Source organism: Vibrio cyclitrophicus (assembly GCA_023206055.1).
GTDB classification, from domain to species: Bacteria; Pseudomonadota; Gammaproteobacteria; order Enterobacterales; family Vibrionaceae; genus Vibrio; species Vibrio cyclitrophicus_A.
On record CP065366.1, the window covers coordinates 1,156,554 to 1,174,527 of the forward strand.

Sequence of the window (17,974 nt, forward strand, 5' to 3'; positions counted from 1 at the left end):
TAACTGTTTGAGTTACTGGGCTTTTTGTTAGTTAAATATTGATGATTGAAAGTAGGAATGCGTTCAATCGATAATAAAAATCCCTTCAGAATACGAACTTTTATTTGGTGTTCAATTTCTTAACTCTTTTTCGCTTGGCGAGCTTCAAATGCGGCCAATTGTTCAGGCGTCGCTTTCGGTTGATGGTTAGCTTTCCACTCATCGTAAGTCATACCATAAACACGTTCACGTGCATCGTCTAAATCTAAATCGACTCCCATCAATTCAGCTTCTGCTGCATACCATTTGCTAAAGCAATTTCGGCAAAAGCCAGCCAAGATCATTAGGTCGATGTTTTGCACGTCTTTATTGTTGTCTAGATGAGATAATAGGCGACGAAATGAAGCTGCATCTAGCTTGTCTTGTTCTTCTTGAGTTAGTTGCTTGTATTTGAATTCAGCCAAAACTCTTTCCTTTTCAAGTTAATGATTATCCTTAGTTTAGAGTCTACACGGCTAGGTAGCTGACGCAAATACTCATTTACTGGTTTGGTCAATATGATGATCTTAGCTCTCGTGTCGTCATGAGAGTTATTTAGCCTCTTCGCGGTGTTGGTCCGATATCTAAAATAAATGAGCTCAATTCATTTGAAGTGAATTGAGCTCAAGGGAGTTAATGAGGCTTTGGAGTGAGTGTCAGCGATTAGTTCGTCATAGGCTGATGTGTGTAATTTCTTAGACCTAGTAAGAAGTTCTCTAGGTGGTTATAAGAATCAAAATTACGGTGTGAAGGGTAGGCCATGTTGCCCTCTTTGATGATATTTTTTGCGATATTAGCAACGTCTTCTTCTTTCAACATATCCAGTTTTGAATCGATGTCTAACGTACGGTTCAACTCAAATACGGCATCAACGACAGCTTGAGCTTTTTCTTTGTCTGTTGACCCTTGAAGGCCCAATGTATCAGCAATAATAGCCAGACGGTCAGTGGCTTTTGGTAGAGCAAACTGAAGTACATGCGGCAATGAGATCGCGCAGCCTAAACCGTGCGGAACTTTGTAAAAAGCGCCTAGTTGGTGTGAAATACCATGTGCCCAACCCAATAGTGTTTTAGAGAATGCCTTACCAGCATCAAATGAAGCTAATGCCATTTCACTTCTTGCTTCATCGTCTTCTGTTCCATTTTTATAAGCTCGTGGAAGGAATTCGAATATACGTTTAATGCTTTTTAGGTTCATTTCGTCTGTTTGTTTTGTCGCGTAGGTACTCATGAATGATTCCATAGCGTGTGTCAGTGCATCCATACCGGTTGAAGCTGTGATATGAGGTGGTAGCGCCATGGTGAGCCTTGAATCGAATACTGCTAAGTCTGGTACAACGCCATAACTTACTAACGCGTTCTTTTGGTTGGTTTTTTCGTCTGTAACTACGGTTACTGTTGTTGCTTCAGAGCCTGTTCCTGACGTTGTTGGAATGGCGACAAAGTAAGCCCCTTTACGACGAAGCTGAAGCATGCTCATCAAACCGTGGGTGATCTTACGCGGATCCAAATTGTGTTTGGCACAGCCGTTGATCATCTTGGTGCCATCAATTGAACTACCACCACCAATCGCGATTGCGCAGTCATAGTTGTGTTCATGACACGCTGCGATTCCTTTTTCTACAATTGCATATGAAGGATCTGGCTGGATCTCGTTGAAGACTTTATAGTCGATATTCTTCTTCTCTAGCGCATCAATAAGCAGTTGGAATGATGGGAGAGTTGCAAAGAAACTGTCCGTAAAGATAACAGGACGTTTGATCCCTTTGTCTGCCAAATGTGCTGCAAGTGTATCGAGCGATTTGTCACCGTTCAGTACATTGGGTACTGGAACTGGCATACGTGGAAAAGCTGTACTCGCAATCGCGTGGTATGTGTTTACAAAAAATCGTTCAGTTTTATATAGCATTGAAGTTACCTACTGTAAGTTAAAATTGGGAGTAAAGTGGTTAGCTTTTAATAAGAGCTAAGCTTCCATTTTGTTGAGCAAGTTCCATCATTCTCTTTACTGTATGCATTTACCCTACACTAATACAAACCGGTCGGTCTAGTTGTTTTTGTGTTTATTTTAATCATTTTTTCATGTCATAAATTAATCAATTAAATTGAATCAATAAAAAACAAAACCATTACATCTCTAACTTATTGAAATTATGAGTTTTAATTTATCTCTTGTGTCCATGAGGTAGGAGGAATTCACATAATTTGGACAATTTCCTTTAAAAATAACTAGACCGACCGGTTTGTTTTGTTTATTGTAAGATCAACTCAACAAGAAAGGTACATCAAATGAATAGCATTACAGCACTAAACGAAATGAAGCATCACTACACAAATATGAAAGACGCATACAACTCATACCCAATGCCAAAACTGGATGAGCGAGTTGCAAAGCTTAATATGCTAAGAAGCGCGCTGATCGATTTCAGTGACGTTATTTGTGAAGCAATGAACAAAGACTACGGCCAACGTAGCGTACAAGACACTCTTATTGCTGATGTGCTGCCATGTGTGGCGAATATTGATTACAGCATCGAACATATTAGTGAGTGGATGGCACCCTCTGTTCGTAATGCCGGTGCATTGCTTTCACTATCGCAGGTTGAAGTTGTTTACCAACCGAAAGGTGTTGTCGGTATCGTGACACCTTGGAACTTTCCGATAATGCTGTCGGTTGGCCCACTTATCTCTGCTATCACTGCAGGTAATCGCGCTATGATTAAGATGAGTGAATTCACACCAAACACAAACCAAGTGTTGAGTGAGATGCTATCAAGCATTTTCAGTCATGACGAAGTTGTTGTTGTTGAAGGTGAAGCGGAATTATCCGCTGAATTTACCGCGCTTCCTTTTGATCACTTATTGTTCACGGGCTCTACTGCTGTCGGACGCTTAGTGATGAAAGCTGCGGCCGCGAACTTAACACCGCTAACTCTTGAGCTTGGTGGAAAATCACCCGTTATAGTCGCTGATGACGTTTCAATGGAGCTGGCGGTAGAACGCATCATTTACGGCAAAAGCTTGAACAATGGTCAAGTATGCGTAGCACCGGATTACGTGTTAGTTCCGGAAGATAAGAAAGAAGCATTTATCAGTGAATATAAACGCCAATATCAAACATTGTTCCCAGAAGGCATTCATTCTGAAAATCTGACTTCAGTGGCTAACTCTCGTCAGTACGAGCGTGTTACTTCTTTGTTGAATACAGAAATTGCAAATGGCACGAGAATCGAGCCTTGCCATACGGATAGTATCGACGAGAACGCACACAGACTCGTGACTCACTTAATTATCGAGCCATCACTTGATTCGAATGTTATGGATGAAGAAATTTTCGGCCCGTTGCTCCCTGTTATTGGTTACCAGCAAGTTGATCAAGCTATCGAACTGATTAACAGTAAGCCACGACCATTAGCACTTTACTTGATGACTTTTGATGAAGCGTTACAAGTAAGAATTAAACAAACGATTCACTCTGGTGGTATGTGTATTAACGATTGTGTATTCCACTTAGCGGTTGATGATGCACCATTTGGTGGTATCGGGGAGTCGGGTAAAGGTAATTACCACGGCAAGGAAGGCTTTATTACTTTCTCGCACGCTAAGACGGTAATGACCAGTGGTCAAGATCACCAAATTAAACACTTGTTCTCAAAGGAAGATAACGAATTTAAGTCTGCTGTTTTAGCCATGCTGGGAAAGTAGACCCTAACCGTTAATTCAATATCTGAGAGGAAGGCAAATGTTAGAACGTTTTTTTGAAAAAACAATACGTGGTTATTTGTTGATTACGGGCTTATTAACGGCGAGTGCATTTGCTACGTTTGTTGCTCCTGAGTGGAGCATGATAAACCTATTTTTCTATGACCAGCAGATGATGGAGAACAAAGAATACTTATTAGCGACTTACCAACACTGGGGTGTAATGGTGGGCTGTATAGGTGTGCTTTTAATGGCCTCGGCCTACATCAAGCCTTTGCGAACCTCAACCATGATTTACAGTGGATTTGAGAAAGCGATGTTTGTCGGTCTATTCCTTTATAACGTCTGTGTGAATGAATATGAGTGGTTTCTAGGCTGGAGTGGTGTATTTGCTCTCGATGGCTTTGTTACTGTGTATTCATTACTTTATGTTTATTACTACTTAACGCGTGACAAAAGTAAAACACCGGCTCACTTACGTTAATTTTACTCATATAACACTTTAAACATTAACGCGGCGACACATGACTAATGTGAACCATGTACTAGCAAACTGCAATTATCGTCTAGACCAACTGGTCGGCATGCTGTGTGTTGGCCGCAACTTAATCAGAAGTAACAAGTATGGCAATAACTCGCCAAGCCATATTGTCGACGCGGCTGAGTGCGATGTGCGCCTCCGTCCTAGACGTTAAGGAAGATAGGGTCACGGACTGACACTTACAAAGTATCGTTTTTAATCCATTGATAATCTAAAGGTTCGTTCAAATGAAAAAAGAAAATATCTTTCTGTTGGCAGCATCTCTAGGGATTTTCCCTGTCGCGCTCACTTATGGTTTATTTCAGCATATGTTTTTCGGTATAGAACTGAATACCATCGAAATGACCAACATTTTCCGAGCAACGATGGGTCTGTATATGGCAATGGGTGCGTTTTGGTTAGTGGCAGCATTCAACACCAAATACACCTTATCTGCATTACATAGTGTGATCGTTTTCATGAGTGGTTTAGCTATTGCCAGAATAGTCAGCATGTTAGTTGATGGGACGCCAAATATTATCTTGATTGGCTACACGGTGATTGAAGCTGTCATAGCTTTCTCTGGTTACATTGCATTAAAAGGCTCAAGTGTCGCGAATACACAACAGCGCAGTAAAGTTGGTGTTTACTAATGGACAAGAAAATCATTATTACCTTAGGGTTGGTTGCACCTTTTGTTGCCTTTCCTTCGCTAGGTGCCGCTTCAACAGAGGCGACAACAGAACATAATCAACCGAACATTCTTCTGATTGTCGGCGATGATATCGGCATGGGAGATTTACAACCATTCGGCTCTGAAATTAAAACGCCTACGTTAAATTCATTAGCACAAGAAGGTATTCGTTTTAATAACTTCCATGCATCTCCAGTTTCATCGGTGACTCGTGGCCAATTGTTTACAGGGGCGAATAGCATTGAAATTGGTCTGGGTGCGTTTGATTACTCTATCTACCCAGACTCAAAAGGCAAAAAAGGTTACGAGGGTTATTTGACTCGTGATGCCGTTACTATCACTGAATTATTAAGAGACAGTGGTTACAACACCTATCATGCGGGTAAATGGCACTTAGGTTCTGGTGATGGACATGGTCACCCGCCTCAAGATTGGGGATTTGATCAAACTTATGGCGTCTATTCTGGTGGTTCTGCCCACTGGGATGACACCGATATGTATCCTTCAGTAAAAGTGGCTGAGCAGGCATTAGCTGAAGGTAAACAACCACCGGTCACTAAGCAGAAATTCTTTGAAAATGGTCAGCAGGTTGAACGTGTTAAGGGTATTTACTCAGACGACCTTTATACCGGGAAAATGATTGAATACATTGAAAACGGTAAAGAATCAGGTAAACCTTTCTTCGGTTATTTAGCTCTGACCACTGCACATTTCCCACTTCAAGCCCCAGCAGCCTTGATCGATAAGTACACTGAAATGTACGAAGGTTTGGGTTACGAAGGTTTGAAGAAACAGCGCTACGAACAAATGATCGAAGCGGGTGTGTATCAAGAAAATACGCCATATCCGGAAGACAACCCGATCACTAAAAAGTGGGATGATCTAACGGACGCAGAGAAGAAAACTCAAGCACGATTGATGGCAACTTATGCTGCGATGATCGAAGCTCAAGATTTCTATATTGGTCGCGTTCTTGATTACCTCAGAGAAACTGGCGAGCTAGAAAACACGCTCGTTATCTACATGCCTGATAATGGCCCTGAAGGCTCTGATGCGATGGGCCCCCTAGCAAACAGCCTATGGAAAAATTGGACAGAAGATCATTTCGATATGTCTGATGAAGCGATTGGTACTGCTGATTCAAGCCGTCAATTAGGCATTGAATGGGCAAATGCAACAACAGGTCCATTACAGTGGTGGAAGTGGTTTGTTTCTGAAGGCGGCGTACGTGTTCCTCTTATCGTTAGCCCACCAGAAGGTACAGGCTTCGATCAACAAGGTGTCATGTCTAACACAACCTTAAGCGTAAAAGACTTACCAATGACTATCTTAGATTACGCGGGCGTTGCTCATCCTGGAGGTCAATACCAAGATCGACAAGTCGCCTTACCTTCAGGTAAATCTATGGTTCCATTCCTATCAGGTGATGCCGATACAGTAAGGGATGATAATGATTGGTTCGCTTTTGAATTGTTTGGTAATGGCTTTGTGATTCAAGGTGATTACAAGTTGATGAAACTTCGCACAGGTATGTATGGCGATGGCGAATGGCACTTGTATAACATCAAGGAAGATCCAGCAGAAGCGGTGCCAGTGGAAGATAAATACCCTGAGATTTACCAAGAGATGATGGCAACTTACGAACAGTACCAGCAAGACCATAACATTGTTGATGTTGCAGAAGATTGGAATCCGTGGCTAGGCGCCGCAGGGCATACCATGTCTCACTAAACAACGACGGTTTGTAACTCAATAATGAGTTCCCCTAGAACCCTCAAGCTCTCCTAATGAAAGTGCTTGAGGGCTTTTCTATATTTGCCGTATACATTAAATGTAGACCGGTCGGTTTGTTTTGTGTATTATGTATCCAACATCTCGAAATAACAACGAGACTCAGGTAGAGAAGGAAACTCTTCAATGATTGGGAGCAACTATGACAACTATCTCGGCACCACAGTTTAATGGTAAAGCACACAGCAAAATTCAAGCGTTAGCAAAACCCATTGGCGCGGTTTGCAATATCGATTGCACTTATTGTTATTACTTGGGAAAGCAAGGTCTACTAAATTACTCGTCACGACGCTCACCAACGATGGACAAAGCGGCACTTGAGAATTACATCAAACAATACATTGAAGCTCAAAACACACCTGAAATTATCTTCTCTTGGCATGGCGGTGAACCCACGCTGCTCGGTGTTGAATACTTCGAATACGCTGTCGAACTGCAAACCAAATATTGCCCAGGCGCATCAACTATCACCAATGATATTCAAACCAATGGCACGTTATTAAACGACCAGTGGTGTCAGTTCTTTAAGCAACACAACTTTGTCGTTGGTGTGAGCATCGATGGCCCAGAACACATCCATAATCACTACCGTAAGAATAGAGCAGGTCGAGGCACATTCGACAAAACCATGCGTGGTGTTGAGCTACTTAAAAAGCATGACGTGCAATTTGCGACGCTTACTTGCGTAAATGATTTGAGTAGTGCCCAACCACTAGAGGTGTACCAGTTCTTGCGAGATGTGATTCAACCTTCTCAAATTCAATTCATTCCAGTGGTCGATAAGTTATCGGCCCCAACAAATAGCCAATGGCATACCTACGGTGACTTAGCCATTATTCCTGTTAAAGGTGTCGTTGAACCCTGGAGTGTGACTGCCAAAGGTTGGGGGCATTTTCTTACTACGATATTTGATGAATGGTTAACACACGATTTTGGCCGTGTGTTTATTCCATATTTTGATAACTTTTTCGGAGTATGGATGGGGCACGAAAGCAGTATGTGTACCTTAAGTGAAATCTGTGGAAAAGGACTCGCTGTTGAGCCAAATGGCGATGTGTATTCTTGTGACCATTACGTATTTGATGAGTTTTTGTTAGGGAATATTGAAGAAGTTCCACTGGGTTCTCTCGCGCTCTCTTTTAAGCAGCAACAGTTTGGTTTTGCAAAAAGTAAATCGTTACCAAGGCAGTGTCGTGAGTGCAATTACCGTTTTGCATGCCATGGTGAATGCCCTAAAAATCGTATATTAACCACCGATAGCGGTGAAGTCGGCCTTAATTATTTATGTTCCGGCTGGATGGGTTTCTTTAAGCATATCGATCCTATACTTACCGAGATCTTAAAAAGAAATGGCAAACCATTGAGAGGAGATAAAGCATGAACTTAGCATTAGAAAGCTATCTGGCTATTGGTTTGTCTATGGCGTTATTGAGTCTCTGGAAAACGTATTCTGGGCCCGCAATTGCTGCGTTTCTATCTTATTCTTACCCTGAAATGTTGATGTTTAACTTAGTGCCAGCCTTGATTGCTGCTTATGCGGGTTGGAAGATAGCGCCAGTTTACTCAACCTTTTTCCGCAAGCGACAGCAAGTCGTTTTTAAACCTAAGCTTAGAAAGTTCATGAAAAGGTGGAATCAATATGGTCAACTTTCAATGGCGATACTAGCGCCGGTTCTGGTTGGTATTCCTAGTTATACCTTTGTATCGAAACGACTGAATCAAAGCGCTTTCAAAACATTCGGTATGTTAGCGCTATCAATATTGGGCTGGAGTAGTTTGGCTTACGGTTGTTTCGCGCTTCTCGATGTTGACCAATATATCGCGATTGAAAACATTATTCCGGCTTCTGTTATTGAACAAATTCAGCAATAGTCAGAGTCGAAATCAAAAAAAGCTCACATAAGTGAGCTTTTTTATCAGACATGAACCGCTAGCTGTTTATTATTTCACTAGCTTTAATGTTTCATCCATCGCGTTATCTAATAGCGAACGGTCTTTTTGCATCGCGGCCAACAGCGTACTGCCTAGCCATAAACCATAAAGTGTTCGTGCAGTTTGGTAACCATCTGCCATGTCGAAGTTGCCATTCTCAACGCCTTCTTTGAAGAAATGTCCCATTCTGCCAATGATCTTTTCTGCGCCTTCATTCAACACTTGCTGCATTTGGTTTGAAGTACCTGCGACCTCTCCAGATAATTTAACGACCAAACATTTGATTTGGAAATCTGAAGTTAGCTTTTCTGAACACCAATTCTCAAAATACGCTTTTACTCTCTCTTGGTATGACAGGGAGGTATCCATTAGAAAACTGTCTAGCGTTTCTAAGTGTTCTTCAAAATAGTTGGTTAATAGTATCGAACCAAAATCTTCTTTTGATTTGAAATGGTGGTAAAACGACCCTTTGGTTGCTTCAGCACCGTTAATGATTTTCATCAAACCCAGACCAGCAAAGCCTTGTTCACTGATAAGGTCAAAACCTACATCTAAGAGTTTCTGTTTTAAGTCTTTCATATTTCTGCTCTGTATTTCTATGAATAGTGCGATTATACGCCCACTATACCGACCGTCCAGTCTAATTCTGACAAAGTTGACACTTTTCTGACTAGACCGGTCGGTTTGTATGGTCTATTATACATACATAGTCGAGACAACGTAAGTGTTGAACATAAATTAAACGGTGGATTCAATATGAACAAATCAATAATTATTGCTGGAGCAAGTGGCTTGGTTGGACGTGAAACGCTAAGTACTTTGTTGCAAAGTAATCATGTAGACACGGTTTATGCGCTTTCTCGACGTGAACTGAATACCAACCATAAGAAATTGATCCAGTTAATCGATAGCAACTTAAGCGTTTCTGTGAATGCTTTGGATTCTGAATTACCAGTAGTCGGTGTCATTGCTATAGGCAGCACAATTAAAAAAGCCGGTACAAAAGAGAAGTTACGTGCGATTGATGTTGACCTTGTTGCTTCCACTGCGAAAAGCATGAAAAAACTGGGTGTGAAGCACCTTATTGTTGTGTCTTGCTTAGGGGCTGATACCAAAGCTCGTTCGCACTACCTTCGCTGCAAAGGTGAAATGGAAGCCAAAGTTGAGCTACTTGATTTTGAAAAAACGACATTCTTACATCCGGGTCCTTTAGCGGGAGATCGTGCTGAAAATAGAACCGATGAAAAGGTACTTCAAGGTGTTTTGAAAGTGCTGAAACCTTTGATGTTGGGACACATGAAAAAGTACATCCCAATTCAAGCGTCAAGCATCGCGGAAAGCATTTTAGCTCACTCAATCTCTCCAACATCAGAAAAGGTCGAGAGGTTAGACTCTTTGGCTATGATGAAGCTCGCTTCCTAAAGGGTTATCCAAAACGTATCAAATACACATATTCATTTAACTTTAATCAGGGTGCTTTTTCGATGAGATATAAAGTCACATTTTTGTTGGTTGCGTTTTTATTTGCCAAAGAAGCAATCGCAAATGAACCTAATTTGGAGCCCTCTCAAGCGCTGGGTGAGTCGTGGACATACGATGACTATCAAGTGGTTAAGACTAATACGAGAACGCTTTGGTTCGTCGACTACTACGATATCGCGCATTTAAAGAATCATCAGGGCGACAGTGCACTTTTACTGACGTTTACGCCTGAAAAATTAACCCGAGAGAAAGTCAGAACGGCAACCGTTGAAGCACTTGAAGATTCGAATTCAGACATCAACGTAAACAGTCCTAGCATTCAAAATCTTGTCGATAGTTTATCTTTATCGTTAGCCAAAGGAGACGTTATTGCGATTGTCTACAAAGATCAGGAGATGCAAGTTCAGCATAATAATAAGGTGGTTTATCAGGCTCATTCATTTTCAGAAGAGAGCATAGCCTTTAAAAATATTTGGCTTGGCGAGACACCTGTTGATGATCTTCTATAAAAATTATTTTGGTTGGGGAAAATCTTTAGCCATCCTGATATTTACATTGCTACCAGTCACTGCGGTATTTGCGGCTAATTCGATGAGTGGAGAAAATACAATGACTAGAACTGAAAAAGCTGAGTTTCGAGAGTTTTCTAAAGGGCTTAAATACGAACTGTTGTTTAGGAACTTAGGTAAACAGGTATTTTCTGAATTACAGAGCAAACCACCAGGCAGCATGACAGCAAGCAGCTTAGAGTTGCTGAGTAAAATGGAAAAACACAATACTGTCGTGATGGAGCCCGTTCGAGATCAATATGGCGTAGACAGTGAAATTGGCTGTAAAGATAAGTTATTTGCTAAAACGGTAACGCTATCTTTGAAGGCGATGCCTTATTTAGGAACTCGATATTTAGAAGGGAGTGCTGAACGATTTGTTCGTCAACTCAAGGAAATCCAAGCATCGAGTCCTGAAGGTTATGAAACACAAATGACGTATATGGTTGAGCATGAAGAAGCACTACATAACTATCTAGTTCATCTTAATAATGGTGAGCAGCAACGCGCACATTCTGTGCTTGAGGATTTTATTGTGGACAATAATATTCAATAGGTTAACTGCGATTGGCTATATGCTAATAACAATGTCTCATCGCTTATATTATTACTTTCTAGAGAGATTATTAATGAAAAAACTGTCTTTGATTACTTTATTAGCTCTGCCAATGCTGGGTTGTGAAACCACGGTCGACCCTGTTGCTCATGAATCTAAACTAAATGCGGTTGATGAAAGCGTTTTAATTGTCGATGCGAACGCGCAAAAACAACAGTTTGAAAAAATATTAACCATTGACCATTCTCGGTTAGCAGGTCAAGCCAGTGAATACTTGGCACCAAGCCGTGTCGACCTTTATACCGACGACGCACTCAATACACAGTTATTAAAAGATGACCTGCAAGTTGGGCTCGACCTACCTTTTCGTGTTTTGAATTATGTTGAGAACGATGTGCAAAAAGCGGTTTATACAGACGCGCAGTTTATTCAAAAGAGACATGCCATTACGGACAGTGACGCACTTACGCGTTATGCCGACGCAACTGCAAGTTTGGTTAAAGGTTTAGACAATGCCACCCCAGTTGCAAGTGAAGGTTTAACCGAAGGGTACGGTATCGAGACATTGGTTTCAGACTATGATTTTGAGACAACCTTAAAGAACATTAAAAGAGATGTGTTAGACCAAGGTGACACGGTTTGGTTTATTAACTGGGATTTCAAAGTACGAGCTGAAGCGATCGGTGAGACCTTGCCTAATGCGACCTTACTTGTATTTGGTGGTCCAGCCCCGGGTGCGAAAGCGATGACCGACTTCCCAAGCATTGGTTTAGATGCTTTTGGCCAAAAAGTGTTAGTAGTAGAGCAAGATGGCAAAGTGATTGTCTCTTATAATAATATTGTTGATATGTCGGAGTTGCATTATCAAGACAACGCAATTTCTCACAAGATAATTAACTTCCGTTTAGAAAAAACACTGAGTGGTGCCGTAGAAAAATAATCGGATGTTAAACCACTTCAAATAAATATTAAATTTAAAAATAGAAAAATAAGAGGCCATATTTTACTTAAAGTATGGTATGGCCTCTTATTGTCTCAATAATAATTATATATATTTTATAACTTACAGTTTATAACTTGGCGGCTAAATTAATGGATTAATAGCCCAATTTCAATCTTGCCATAGTAGGCGTTAATTTAACCTTTGGAATAAAATGAAAACACAATTAGTGACACTATCTTCTTTATTCGTTCTTTCTTTTTCTGGTGCAGTCGCAGCCAGCGATATGAATACAAAAGAAGACTCAGCGAAAGACTTATCTATTGATAAAAACTACCACAGCCAAGATGTCCGAAATGTGCAAAGTAGCATTAAAGCTGGATATGAAACCATTGAAGATTTGGATCTACTTTCTGTAGAAGGTACATATGGTATCAATGATAAAGCAAGTGTTAGCGTAGGGTATAAACAACTCGGAATTGATGGTTATGACGAGACTAGCGATGTGATGACTCTTTCTGGCCAATATAATATTTCAAATAACATTGTTATTGATGGTGAGTGGAATATCTCTGGAGACTACGACAATCTTACAGTCGGTGGTAACTATGTCGCTGATGCTGGCTTTGGTGCTTGGAACGTGGGTGCCAACTATTCAACTGGTGATGTGAGCGACGGTTTTGACCTAGAAGCGGGCGTTTTGGTGCCATTTGGTAACATGTATTACCGCGGTGACTTTACCTATTTCTTGGATTCAGATTACGACAGCGTATTCGAAAATGCTTTGGGTTGGACCAACGGCAATATCGATATCAACGCATCAGTCACTATGTATGAATTCGACGATACATCGGTTGGTATTGAGTTTGGCTACTTTTTCTAAAGTGTAGGAAATTAAAATGAAATTTTTGAATAAAAAGAATACATTAAAACTAGCCGCTATGTTGTTAGTGACACCATTGGTAACGGGTTGTGTAGGTAGTAACTTTACGACAAAAAAATTGATGGAATTTAACGTTAAAGTCGTTGATAACCGATATGCGCGCGGTGGTGTTAACTTCTTATTGGCTCCTGTTTATGGTTTTACAACGTTAGCAGATTACTTTGTTGTGAACTCGATTGAATTCTGGACCGGTACAAACCCATTTGATGGCACACCGCATATCTTTGATAGCAAAGTCGAAACAATGATCGACATTAATGGCGATCTCGATCCCTCATTGCGTGATGCTCCCATTGATCCATTGTCTTACCACAATATTGAAGATAGTCAGATCCGAACATTAGATGAAAATACCATTGAAATGGAAGTCACGTTTGTGGACGGCACTTCATCAACAGTGACGGGTGTTAAAGACGGCACCAAGATACAGTATTTCGTAGACGGTGAATTTGTGTCTGAAACTTCAGTAGAAGCATTAACAGAAGCTTTTGAAGTCAATTCATAATTATTGATAGCTGAGATAAAGTTATCGATCACTTTTGATTTTTGTTGTATTTAAATTATATGTCGAGGGTATTCACTTGAACCAATTTAGCACTGTTGGCTATGTTATAAAAGACAGCCTTGTAAAAGGTAATATTAAACCTGCAGATGATATTTCTTATGAAGGATGCAGTTTTTTAATTCAGACAGATAACTTTTTAGTGTCATGTTGTTCATTAGATAAATATATTAATGATGCGTTTGACCGATTGCTTAATACAAGTGGGAAAGTTAAGTTGGACGGTTTTTTGTTTGTTGATACTTATAGTGATAACTCATCTTTAGCCGTAGTAACTTCAATTACTGAGTTTAACTAAGGTAGTTTAATTGTTGGAGAATGATTAACTGTTCTCCAACTTACTTTTTAGTTCTTATTTTATATGCAATTGATAGGAATTGGTTTTATATTATTTAAGGTAATATCATGAATAAGCTATTAACCCATTTTGAAAGCAAAACGAATGATTTTTCCGTAGAAAACCGCGTCGCAATGGCGCCGATGACACGAGTTCGTGCTACTGAGTACCGTAATGTTACCGATGAAATGGTTAAATATTATCAACAAAGATCGACCGCTGGCTTATTGATTACAGAGGGCGTTATCGTATCCCCTGAGGGGGCGGGATATATTAAGACTCCAGGTATCTATACTAAGCGTCAAATGGATGGTTGGCGAAAAGTCACTCGGGCCGTTCATCAAGAAGGTGGTAAGATTTTTGCGCAAATCTGGCACTGCGGTGCTGTATCACACCCAACGTATCACAATGGGTTCCCACCCAAAGGACCTTCAGCGGTAAATCCACTGACTCAAACTTATACTCTTGATGGTTTTAAAGACTCGGTAGTTGCCCAAGAGATGACACTGGAAGACATTGAAGAGGTAATTCGCGATTTTGAATTAGCCGCTCTGCGTTCTATAGACGTCGGGTTTGACGGAGTTCAAATTCATGCCGCAAATGGATATCTATTTGACCAGTTTTTCCGTTCTGGGACGAACTTACGTACAGATAATTATGGCGGTAGTCTTGAAAATAGATCAAGATTATTTTTTGAAGTGTTAGAGCGAGTCATTGCTATTGTTGGTAGCGATAAGGTTTCAGTCCGCCTTTCTCCTGCTGGCCAGATTCAAGTATTGCCTGACAGTAATATCATTGAGACATATGATTATATTGTCCGTAAGCTAAATAACTATGATATCGCTTTTTTAGAGCTTTTAGAGCCGACAAACTTCCTTGATAGCGTAATGGCCGAACGTGACGATAGTGAAGAGATACGCTTTGAACAGCCTGTATGTGAACATTATAGAAACATTTATGATGGCACTTTAATGACTAACGGCGGTTACACACCAGACTCTGCACTTGAAGTTTTGGAAAAAGGAAGCGCCGACCTAGTGTCGTTCGGTAATCTTTATATTTCGAATCCGACTCTTGTAGATAAGATAAAGAACGGTGTTACTGAATTTACGCCTGTTAATAAAGCTTACATGTATGCGGGCGAAGAGAAAGGCTTCACTGACTATATTTAAAGTAAGCCTCTCTTAATTGCTAGAAGCAGTTAATAAACTGACAGTTAAAGTAGACGAATAAGGACGCATGTATTATGCGTCCTTTGTTCATTTTGAATTCTTACTTTAGTCTGCTGCAGCTAACCACGGATTCTAATCTTCTGCTACTTTCACAATATTGTGGTCTTTTTCATTCTGCTGATAGGTCGTCATCATAGCGTTTTAACTAAAGTGTCAACATAGATCAGGGCGGGCCAGACGCAATGATGATTGGCTTTTGAATTTAAGCCAGCTCACCCGTCTGCGAGAAAGCTTCTAACTTCGCTGCATAAGGTTGTAGGTCACCAATATTCAGATTTACCCACTCATCATTGAAGTAAGTGTCTAGGTAACGTTCACCGCTGTCACATAGCAAAGTCACGATAGAACCTTTCTCTCCACGCGCTTTCATCTCACTGGCTAGCTGAAGCACACCGTACATATTTGTACCGGTTGATGCGCCCACCTTGCGACCAAGAATGTCAGACAACCAATGTGTCGTAGCGATACTTGCTGCGTCTGGAATCTTACGCATTTCGTCAACCACACCAGGAATAAAGCTTGGTTCTGCACGTGGACGACCAATGCCTTCAATCTTGCTGAATGTACTGCCTTTCACGTTCGCATTGCCGGTTTGGAAGTATTCGTGGAATACAGAGTTCTCAGGATCCACAACACAAAGCTTAGTTTCATGCTGTTGGTAGCGAATGAAACGGCCAATCGTCGCTGAAGTACCGCCAGTACCTGGGCTCATTACTACCCAAGCTGGAACTGGGTGATCTTCCATCTGCATTTGATTGAAAATCGAGTTCGCGATGTTGTTGTTACCACGCCAGTCGGTTGCGCGCTCAGCGTAAGTAAATTGGTCCATGTAGTGACCATTCAACTCTTCAGCCAAGCGGCGAGACTCATCGTAAATTTCATCTGAGCGGTCAACAAGGTGCGCTTGGCCGCCGTAGAATTCAATCTGCTCAATCTTCTTCTTCGCTGTACATTTTGGCATTACCGCAATAAATGGAAGACCGAGTAGGCGAGCGAAGTAAGCTTCAGACACCGCCGTGCTACCAGATGAAGATTCAATGATCGTCGTTTCTGGGCCAACCCAACCGTTACAGATAGCGTACAAGAAAAGAGAACGCGCTAAACGGTGCTTTAAAGAGCCGGTAGGGTGTGTGCTTTCATCTTTAAGGTAAACATCAATGCCTTCGATACTTGGAAGGTCTAGCTTGATAAGGTGCGTATCCGCTGAGCGTTGGTAGTCTGCTTCAATTTTACGAATCGCGTTGTTAATCCATTGATGGTCAGTGCACATAAGCGTTCTCCTGATCTTGTGTAGGAATTCTTTGTAATTGGTATGGTTCTAATTTATCTATAATCCGAGAGAAAAACTTTGCCATATTTGCTTTGTTTTGCTTAAATTGTAGAAAATTATTCTCTTTAAATGCGATTTGGTGAAAGTGTGATAGATGCTGTAGATAAAAAAATATTAGGGTTACTGCAAGAAGACAGCACCCTGTCATTGAATGATATTTCTGAAGCGGTCAACCTCACCACAACACCTTGCTGGAAAAGGCTTAAGCGCCTCGAAGAGAACGGCATTATTGAGAAAAGAGTCGCACTGCTGAATCCGGAAAAACTGGATCTTTCCTTTACCGCGTTCGTATTGGTGAAAACCAGTGATCATTCTCATGAGTGGTATGGTCGTTTTGTGAATACTGTATCGGAATTTCCAGAAGTGATGGAGTTCTATCGCATGGCCGGTGAGTATGATTATATGATGAAGGTTCAAGTTAAAGACATGAAGTGCTTTGATGATTTCTATAAGCGCTTGGTGAATAGCATTGATGGTATTTCCAATGTGACCTCGACGTTTGCGATGGAGCCGTTGAAGTACACGACAGCGTTGCCCCTTTAAGCTACGCCTAGTAATACACTAACTATCGTCTCAGTTTAACTATCTTCTCAGTTTAGTTCTCGGCTCTGCGATAAAAGAAAAGGATTATTCATGTTTGCAAAAGTATCTACCGCTATCCAGCTGGTATTGGCGGTCGCCATTTTTTACTTGGGTTACACCATCTACTCATTTACCAATAAAGTCGGTGAAATCGTCGATACTTATCCGCAAGTTATCGAAGACATATCGGGCCTCACCAAAGGGCTCAAAGTCGAAGAGCTATTAGCACTTGCAGAACATGTCAGCGATCTTGCTCCTCAGGTGTTAAACACTGTCGACGAAGTCAGAAAGACGATGGATGATGTGAATCAAACCGTAGCGTCGGTCGACAACAAAATCCCTGCGATTTTGGATGAAGTCAAAAATGTTCGGATGGAAGTCGAGCAGGTAAGAACCGATGTTATCCCACCAACATTAACGGAATTAAAAAGATACCGCGTAGATGTAATGCCACCAATGCTCGCTGAAAGTAAGTCTTACCGCGAACAGACTATTCCTGTCATTGTCACTGAATCCGAAATGCTACGAGCGGAAGTCCCTGGTATTTTGTCACAAGCTAATTTGTTAGCCGATAAGAGCAAAGAGCTCGCTCAGGGAGCAGCAGAGGGTGCGGTGAAAGGCGTAGTGTTATCGCCATTTAACCTACTGCGAGACGCAGGTGATGGCATCAAAACGCGAGTACAAAGTGAATTCGAACCGACGCTAGAAACAGAATAAATTTTAGTCACTCTTAAGTGACGGCTTTTCGTTAGTGTTATAAAAAAGAGAGGCTAGGTATTAAACCTAGCCTCTCTTTTTGTTTTCTC

At 41.1% G+C, this 17,974-nt stretch carries 21 protein-coding genes; 17 read left to right on the forward strand and 4 right to left on the reverse strand.

Annotated features, from left to right (window positions below):
• Positions 1-119: 119 nt before the first annotated feature.
• Positions 120-443: a DUF1244 domain-containing protein gene (locus ITG09_05150; protein UPR53017.1), complete on the reverse strand. Its 324-nt coding sequence runs from the start codon at positions 441-443 to the stop codon at positions 120-122.
• Positions 444-681: 238 nt separating this feature from the next.
• Complete coding sequence (locus tag ITG09_05155; protein ID UPR53018.1) at positions 682-1,926, reverse strand: iron-containing alcohol dehydrogenase; 1,245 nt, start codon at positions 1,924-1,926, stop codon at positions 682-684.
• Between the two features lie 380 nt (positions 1,927-2,306).
• Here ITG09_05155 and ITG09_05160 point away from each other — a divergent pair, with 380 nt between their 5' ends.
• The 7 genes from ITG09_05160 to ITG09_05190 all read left to right on the forward strand — a co-directional run bounded on the left by ITG09_05160 (position 2,307) and on the right by ITG09_05190 (position 8,596).
• Positions 2,307-3,722 (forward strand): coniferyl aldehyde dehydrogenase, encoded by a 1,416-nt coding sequence (locus tag ITG09_05160; GenBank protein ID UPR53019.1) that lies wholly within the window; start codon positions 2,307-2,309, stop codon positions 3,720-3,722.
• 37 nt (positions 3,723-3,759) lie between these two features.
• Complete coding sequence (locus tag ITG09_05165) at positions 3,760-4,203, forward strand: hypothetical protein (protein ID UPR53020.1); 444 nt, start codon at positions 3,760-3,762, stop codon at positions 4,201-4,203.
• Positions 4,204-4,243: 40 nt separating this feature from the next.
• Positions 4,244-4,414, forward strand: a complete 171-nt coding sequence (locus tag ITG09_05170; GenBank protein UPR53021.1) for a hypothetical protein — start codon at positions 4,244-4,246, stop codon at positions 4,412-4,414.
• Positions 4,415-4,487: 73 nt separating this feature from the next.
• Positions 4,488-4,892 (forward strand): DUF4345 domain-containing protein, encoded by a 405-nt coding sequence (locus ITG09_05175; protein ID UPR53022.1) that lies wholly within the window; start codon positions 4,488-4,490, stop codon positions 4,890-4,892.
• Positions 4,892-6,664, forward strand: a complete 1,773-nt coding sequence (locus ITG09_05180; GenBank protein UPR53023.1) for an arylsulfatase — start codon at positions 4,892-4,894, stop codon at positions 6,662-6,664. Before ITG09_05175 ends, ITG09_05180 begins: the two co-directional genes overlap by 1 nt.
• A 202-nt stretch (positions 6,665-6,866) precedes the next feature.
• Entirely contained in the window at positions 6,867-8,105 is a 1,239-nt protein-coding gene (locus tag ITG09_05185; GenBank protein UPR53024.1) for an anaerobic sulfatase maturase, read from the forward strand.
• On the forward strand, positions 8,102-8,596 hold the full coding sequence (locus tag ITG09_05190) for a hypothetical protein (protein UPR53025.1): 495 nt from the start codon (positions 8,102-8,104) through the stop codon (positions 8,594-8,596). The genes ITG09_05185 and ITG09_05190 overlap by 4 nt, the downstream gene beginning before the upstream one ends.
• Before the next feature lie 69 nt (positions 8,597-8,665).
• On the opposite strand, the gene ITG09_05195 is transcribed toward ITG09_05190, so the two are convergent.
• The gene (locus ITG09_05195; GenBank protein UPR53026.1) at positions 8,666-9,235 is read right to left on the reverse strand and encodes a TetR/AcrR family transcriptional regulator; all 570 of its coding nucleotides are present in this window, start codon (positions 9,233-9,235) and stop codon (positions 8,666-8,668) included.
• Positions 9,236-9,412: 177 nt separating this feature from the next.
• On the opposite strand from ITG09_05195, the gene ITG09_05200 reads away from it, so the two are divergent.
• The 8 genes from ITG09_05200 to ITG09_05235 all read left to right on the forward strand — a co-directional run bounded on the left by ITG09_05200 (position 9,413) and on the right by ITG09_05235 (position 15,196).
• Positions 9,413-10,078, forward strand: a complete 666-nt coding sequence (locus tag ITG09_05200) for an NAD(P)H-binding protein (GenBank protein UPR53027.1) — start codon at positions 9,413-9,415, stop codon at positions 10,076-10,078.
• Positions 10,079-10,140: 62 nt separating this feature from the next.
• Positions 10,141-10,647, forward strand: a complete 507-nt coding sequence (locus tag ITG09_05205; GenBank protein ID UPR53028.1) for a chalcone isomerase family protein — start codon at positions 10,141-10,143, stop codon at positions 10,645-10,647.
• Positions 10,634-11,242: a hypothetical protein gene (locus ITG09_05210; GenBank protein ID UPR53029.1), complete on the forward strand. Its 609-nt coding sequence runs from the start codon at positions 10,634-10,636 to the stop codon at positions 11,240-11,242. Before ITG09_05205 ends, ITG09_05210 begins: the two co-directional genes overlap by 14 nt.
• A gap of 73 nt (positions 11,243-11,315) precedes the next feature.
• Entirely contained in the window at positions 11,316-12,182 is an 867-nt protein-coding gene (locus tag ITG09_05215; GenBank protein ID UPR53030.1) for a DUF302 domain-containing protein, read from the forward strand.
• A 214-nt stretch (positions 12,183-12,396) separates the two neighbouring features.
• Positions 12,397-13,065: a hypothetical protein gene (locus tag ITG09_05220; GenBank protein UPR53031.1), complete on the forward strand. Its 669-nt coding sequence runs from the start codon at positions 12,397-12,399 to the stop codon at positions 13,063-13,065.
• Between the two features lie 16 nt (positions 13,066-13,081).
• Positions 13,082-13,630 carry a DUF3332 family protein gene (locus tag ITG09_05225; protein ID UPR53032.1) on the forward strand — a complete coding sequence of 183 codons (549 nt, stop codon included), beginning with the start codon at positions 13,082-13,084 and terminating at the stop codon, positions 13,628-13,630.
• Positions 13,631-13,706: 76 nt separating this feature from the next.
• A complete protein-coding gene (locus ITG09_05230) occupies positions 13,707-13,985 on the forward strand; it encodes a hypothetical protein (GenBank protein UPR53033.1) in 279 nt (92 codons plus the stop codon).
• Positions 13,986-14,092: 107 nt separating this feature from the next.
• Complete coding sequence (locus ITG09_05235; GenBank protein ID UPR53034.1) at positions 14,093-15,196, forward strand: alkene reductase; 1,104 nt, start codon at positions 14,093-14,095, stop codon at positions 15,194-15,196.
• Between the two features lie 262 nt (positions 15,197-15,458).
• Here ITG09_05235 and ITG09_05240 read toward each other — a convergent pair whose 3' ends face one another.
• A complete protein-coding gene (locus ITG09_05240; GenBank protein UPR53035.1) occupies positions 15,459-16,526 on the reverse strand; it encodes a PLP-dependent cysteine synthase family protein in 1,068 nt (355 codons plus the stop codon).
• A gap of 147 nt (positions 16,527-16,673) precedes the next feature.
• Between ITG09_05240 and ITG09_05245 the strand changes: the two genes are divergently transcribed.
• Positions 16,674-17,129, forward strand: a complete 456-nt coding sequence (locus tag ITG09_05245) for an Lrp/AsnC family transcriptional regulator (protein UPR53036.1) — start codon at positions 16,674-16,676, stop codon at positions 17,127-17,129.
• Positions 17,130-17,219: 90 nt separating this feature from the next.
• On the forward strand, positions 17,220-17,885 hold the full coding sequence (locus ITG09_05250) for a hypothetical protein (GenBank protein ID UPR53037.1): 666 nt from the start codon (positions 17,220-17,222) through the stop codon (positions 17,883-17,885).
• Positions 17,886-17,974 lie beyond the last annotated feature (89 nt).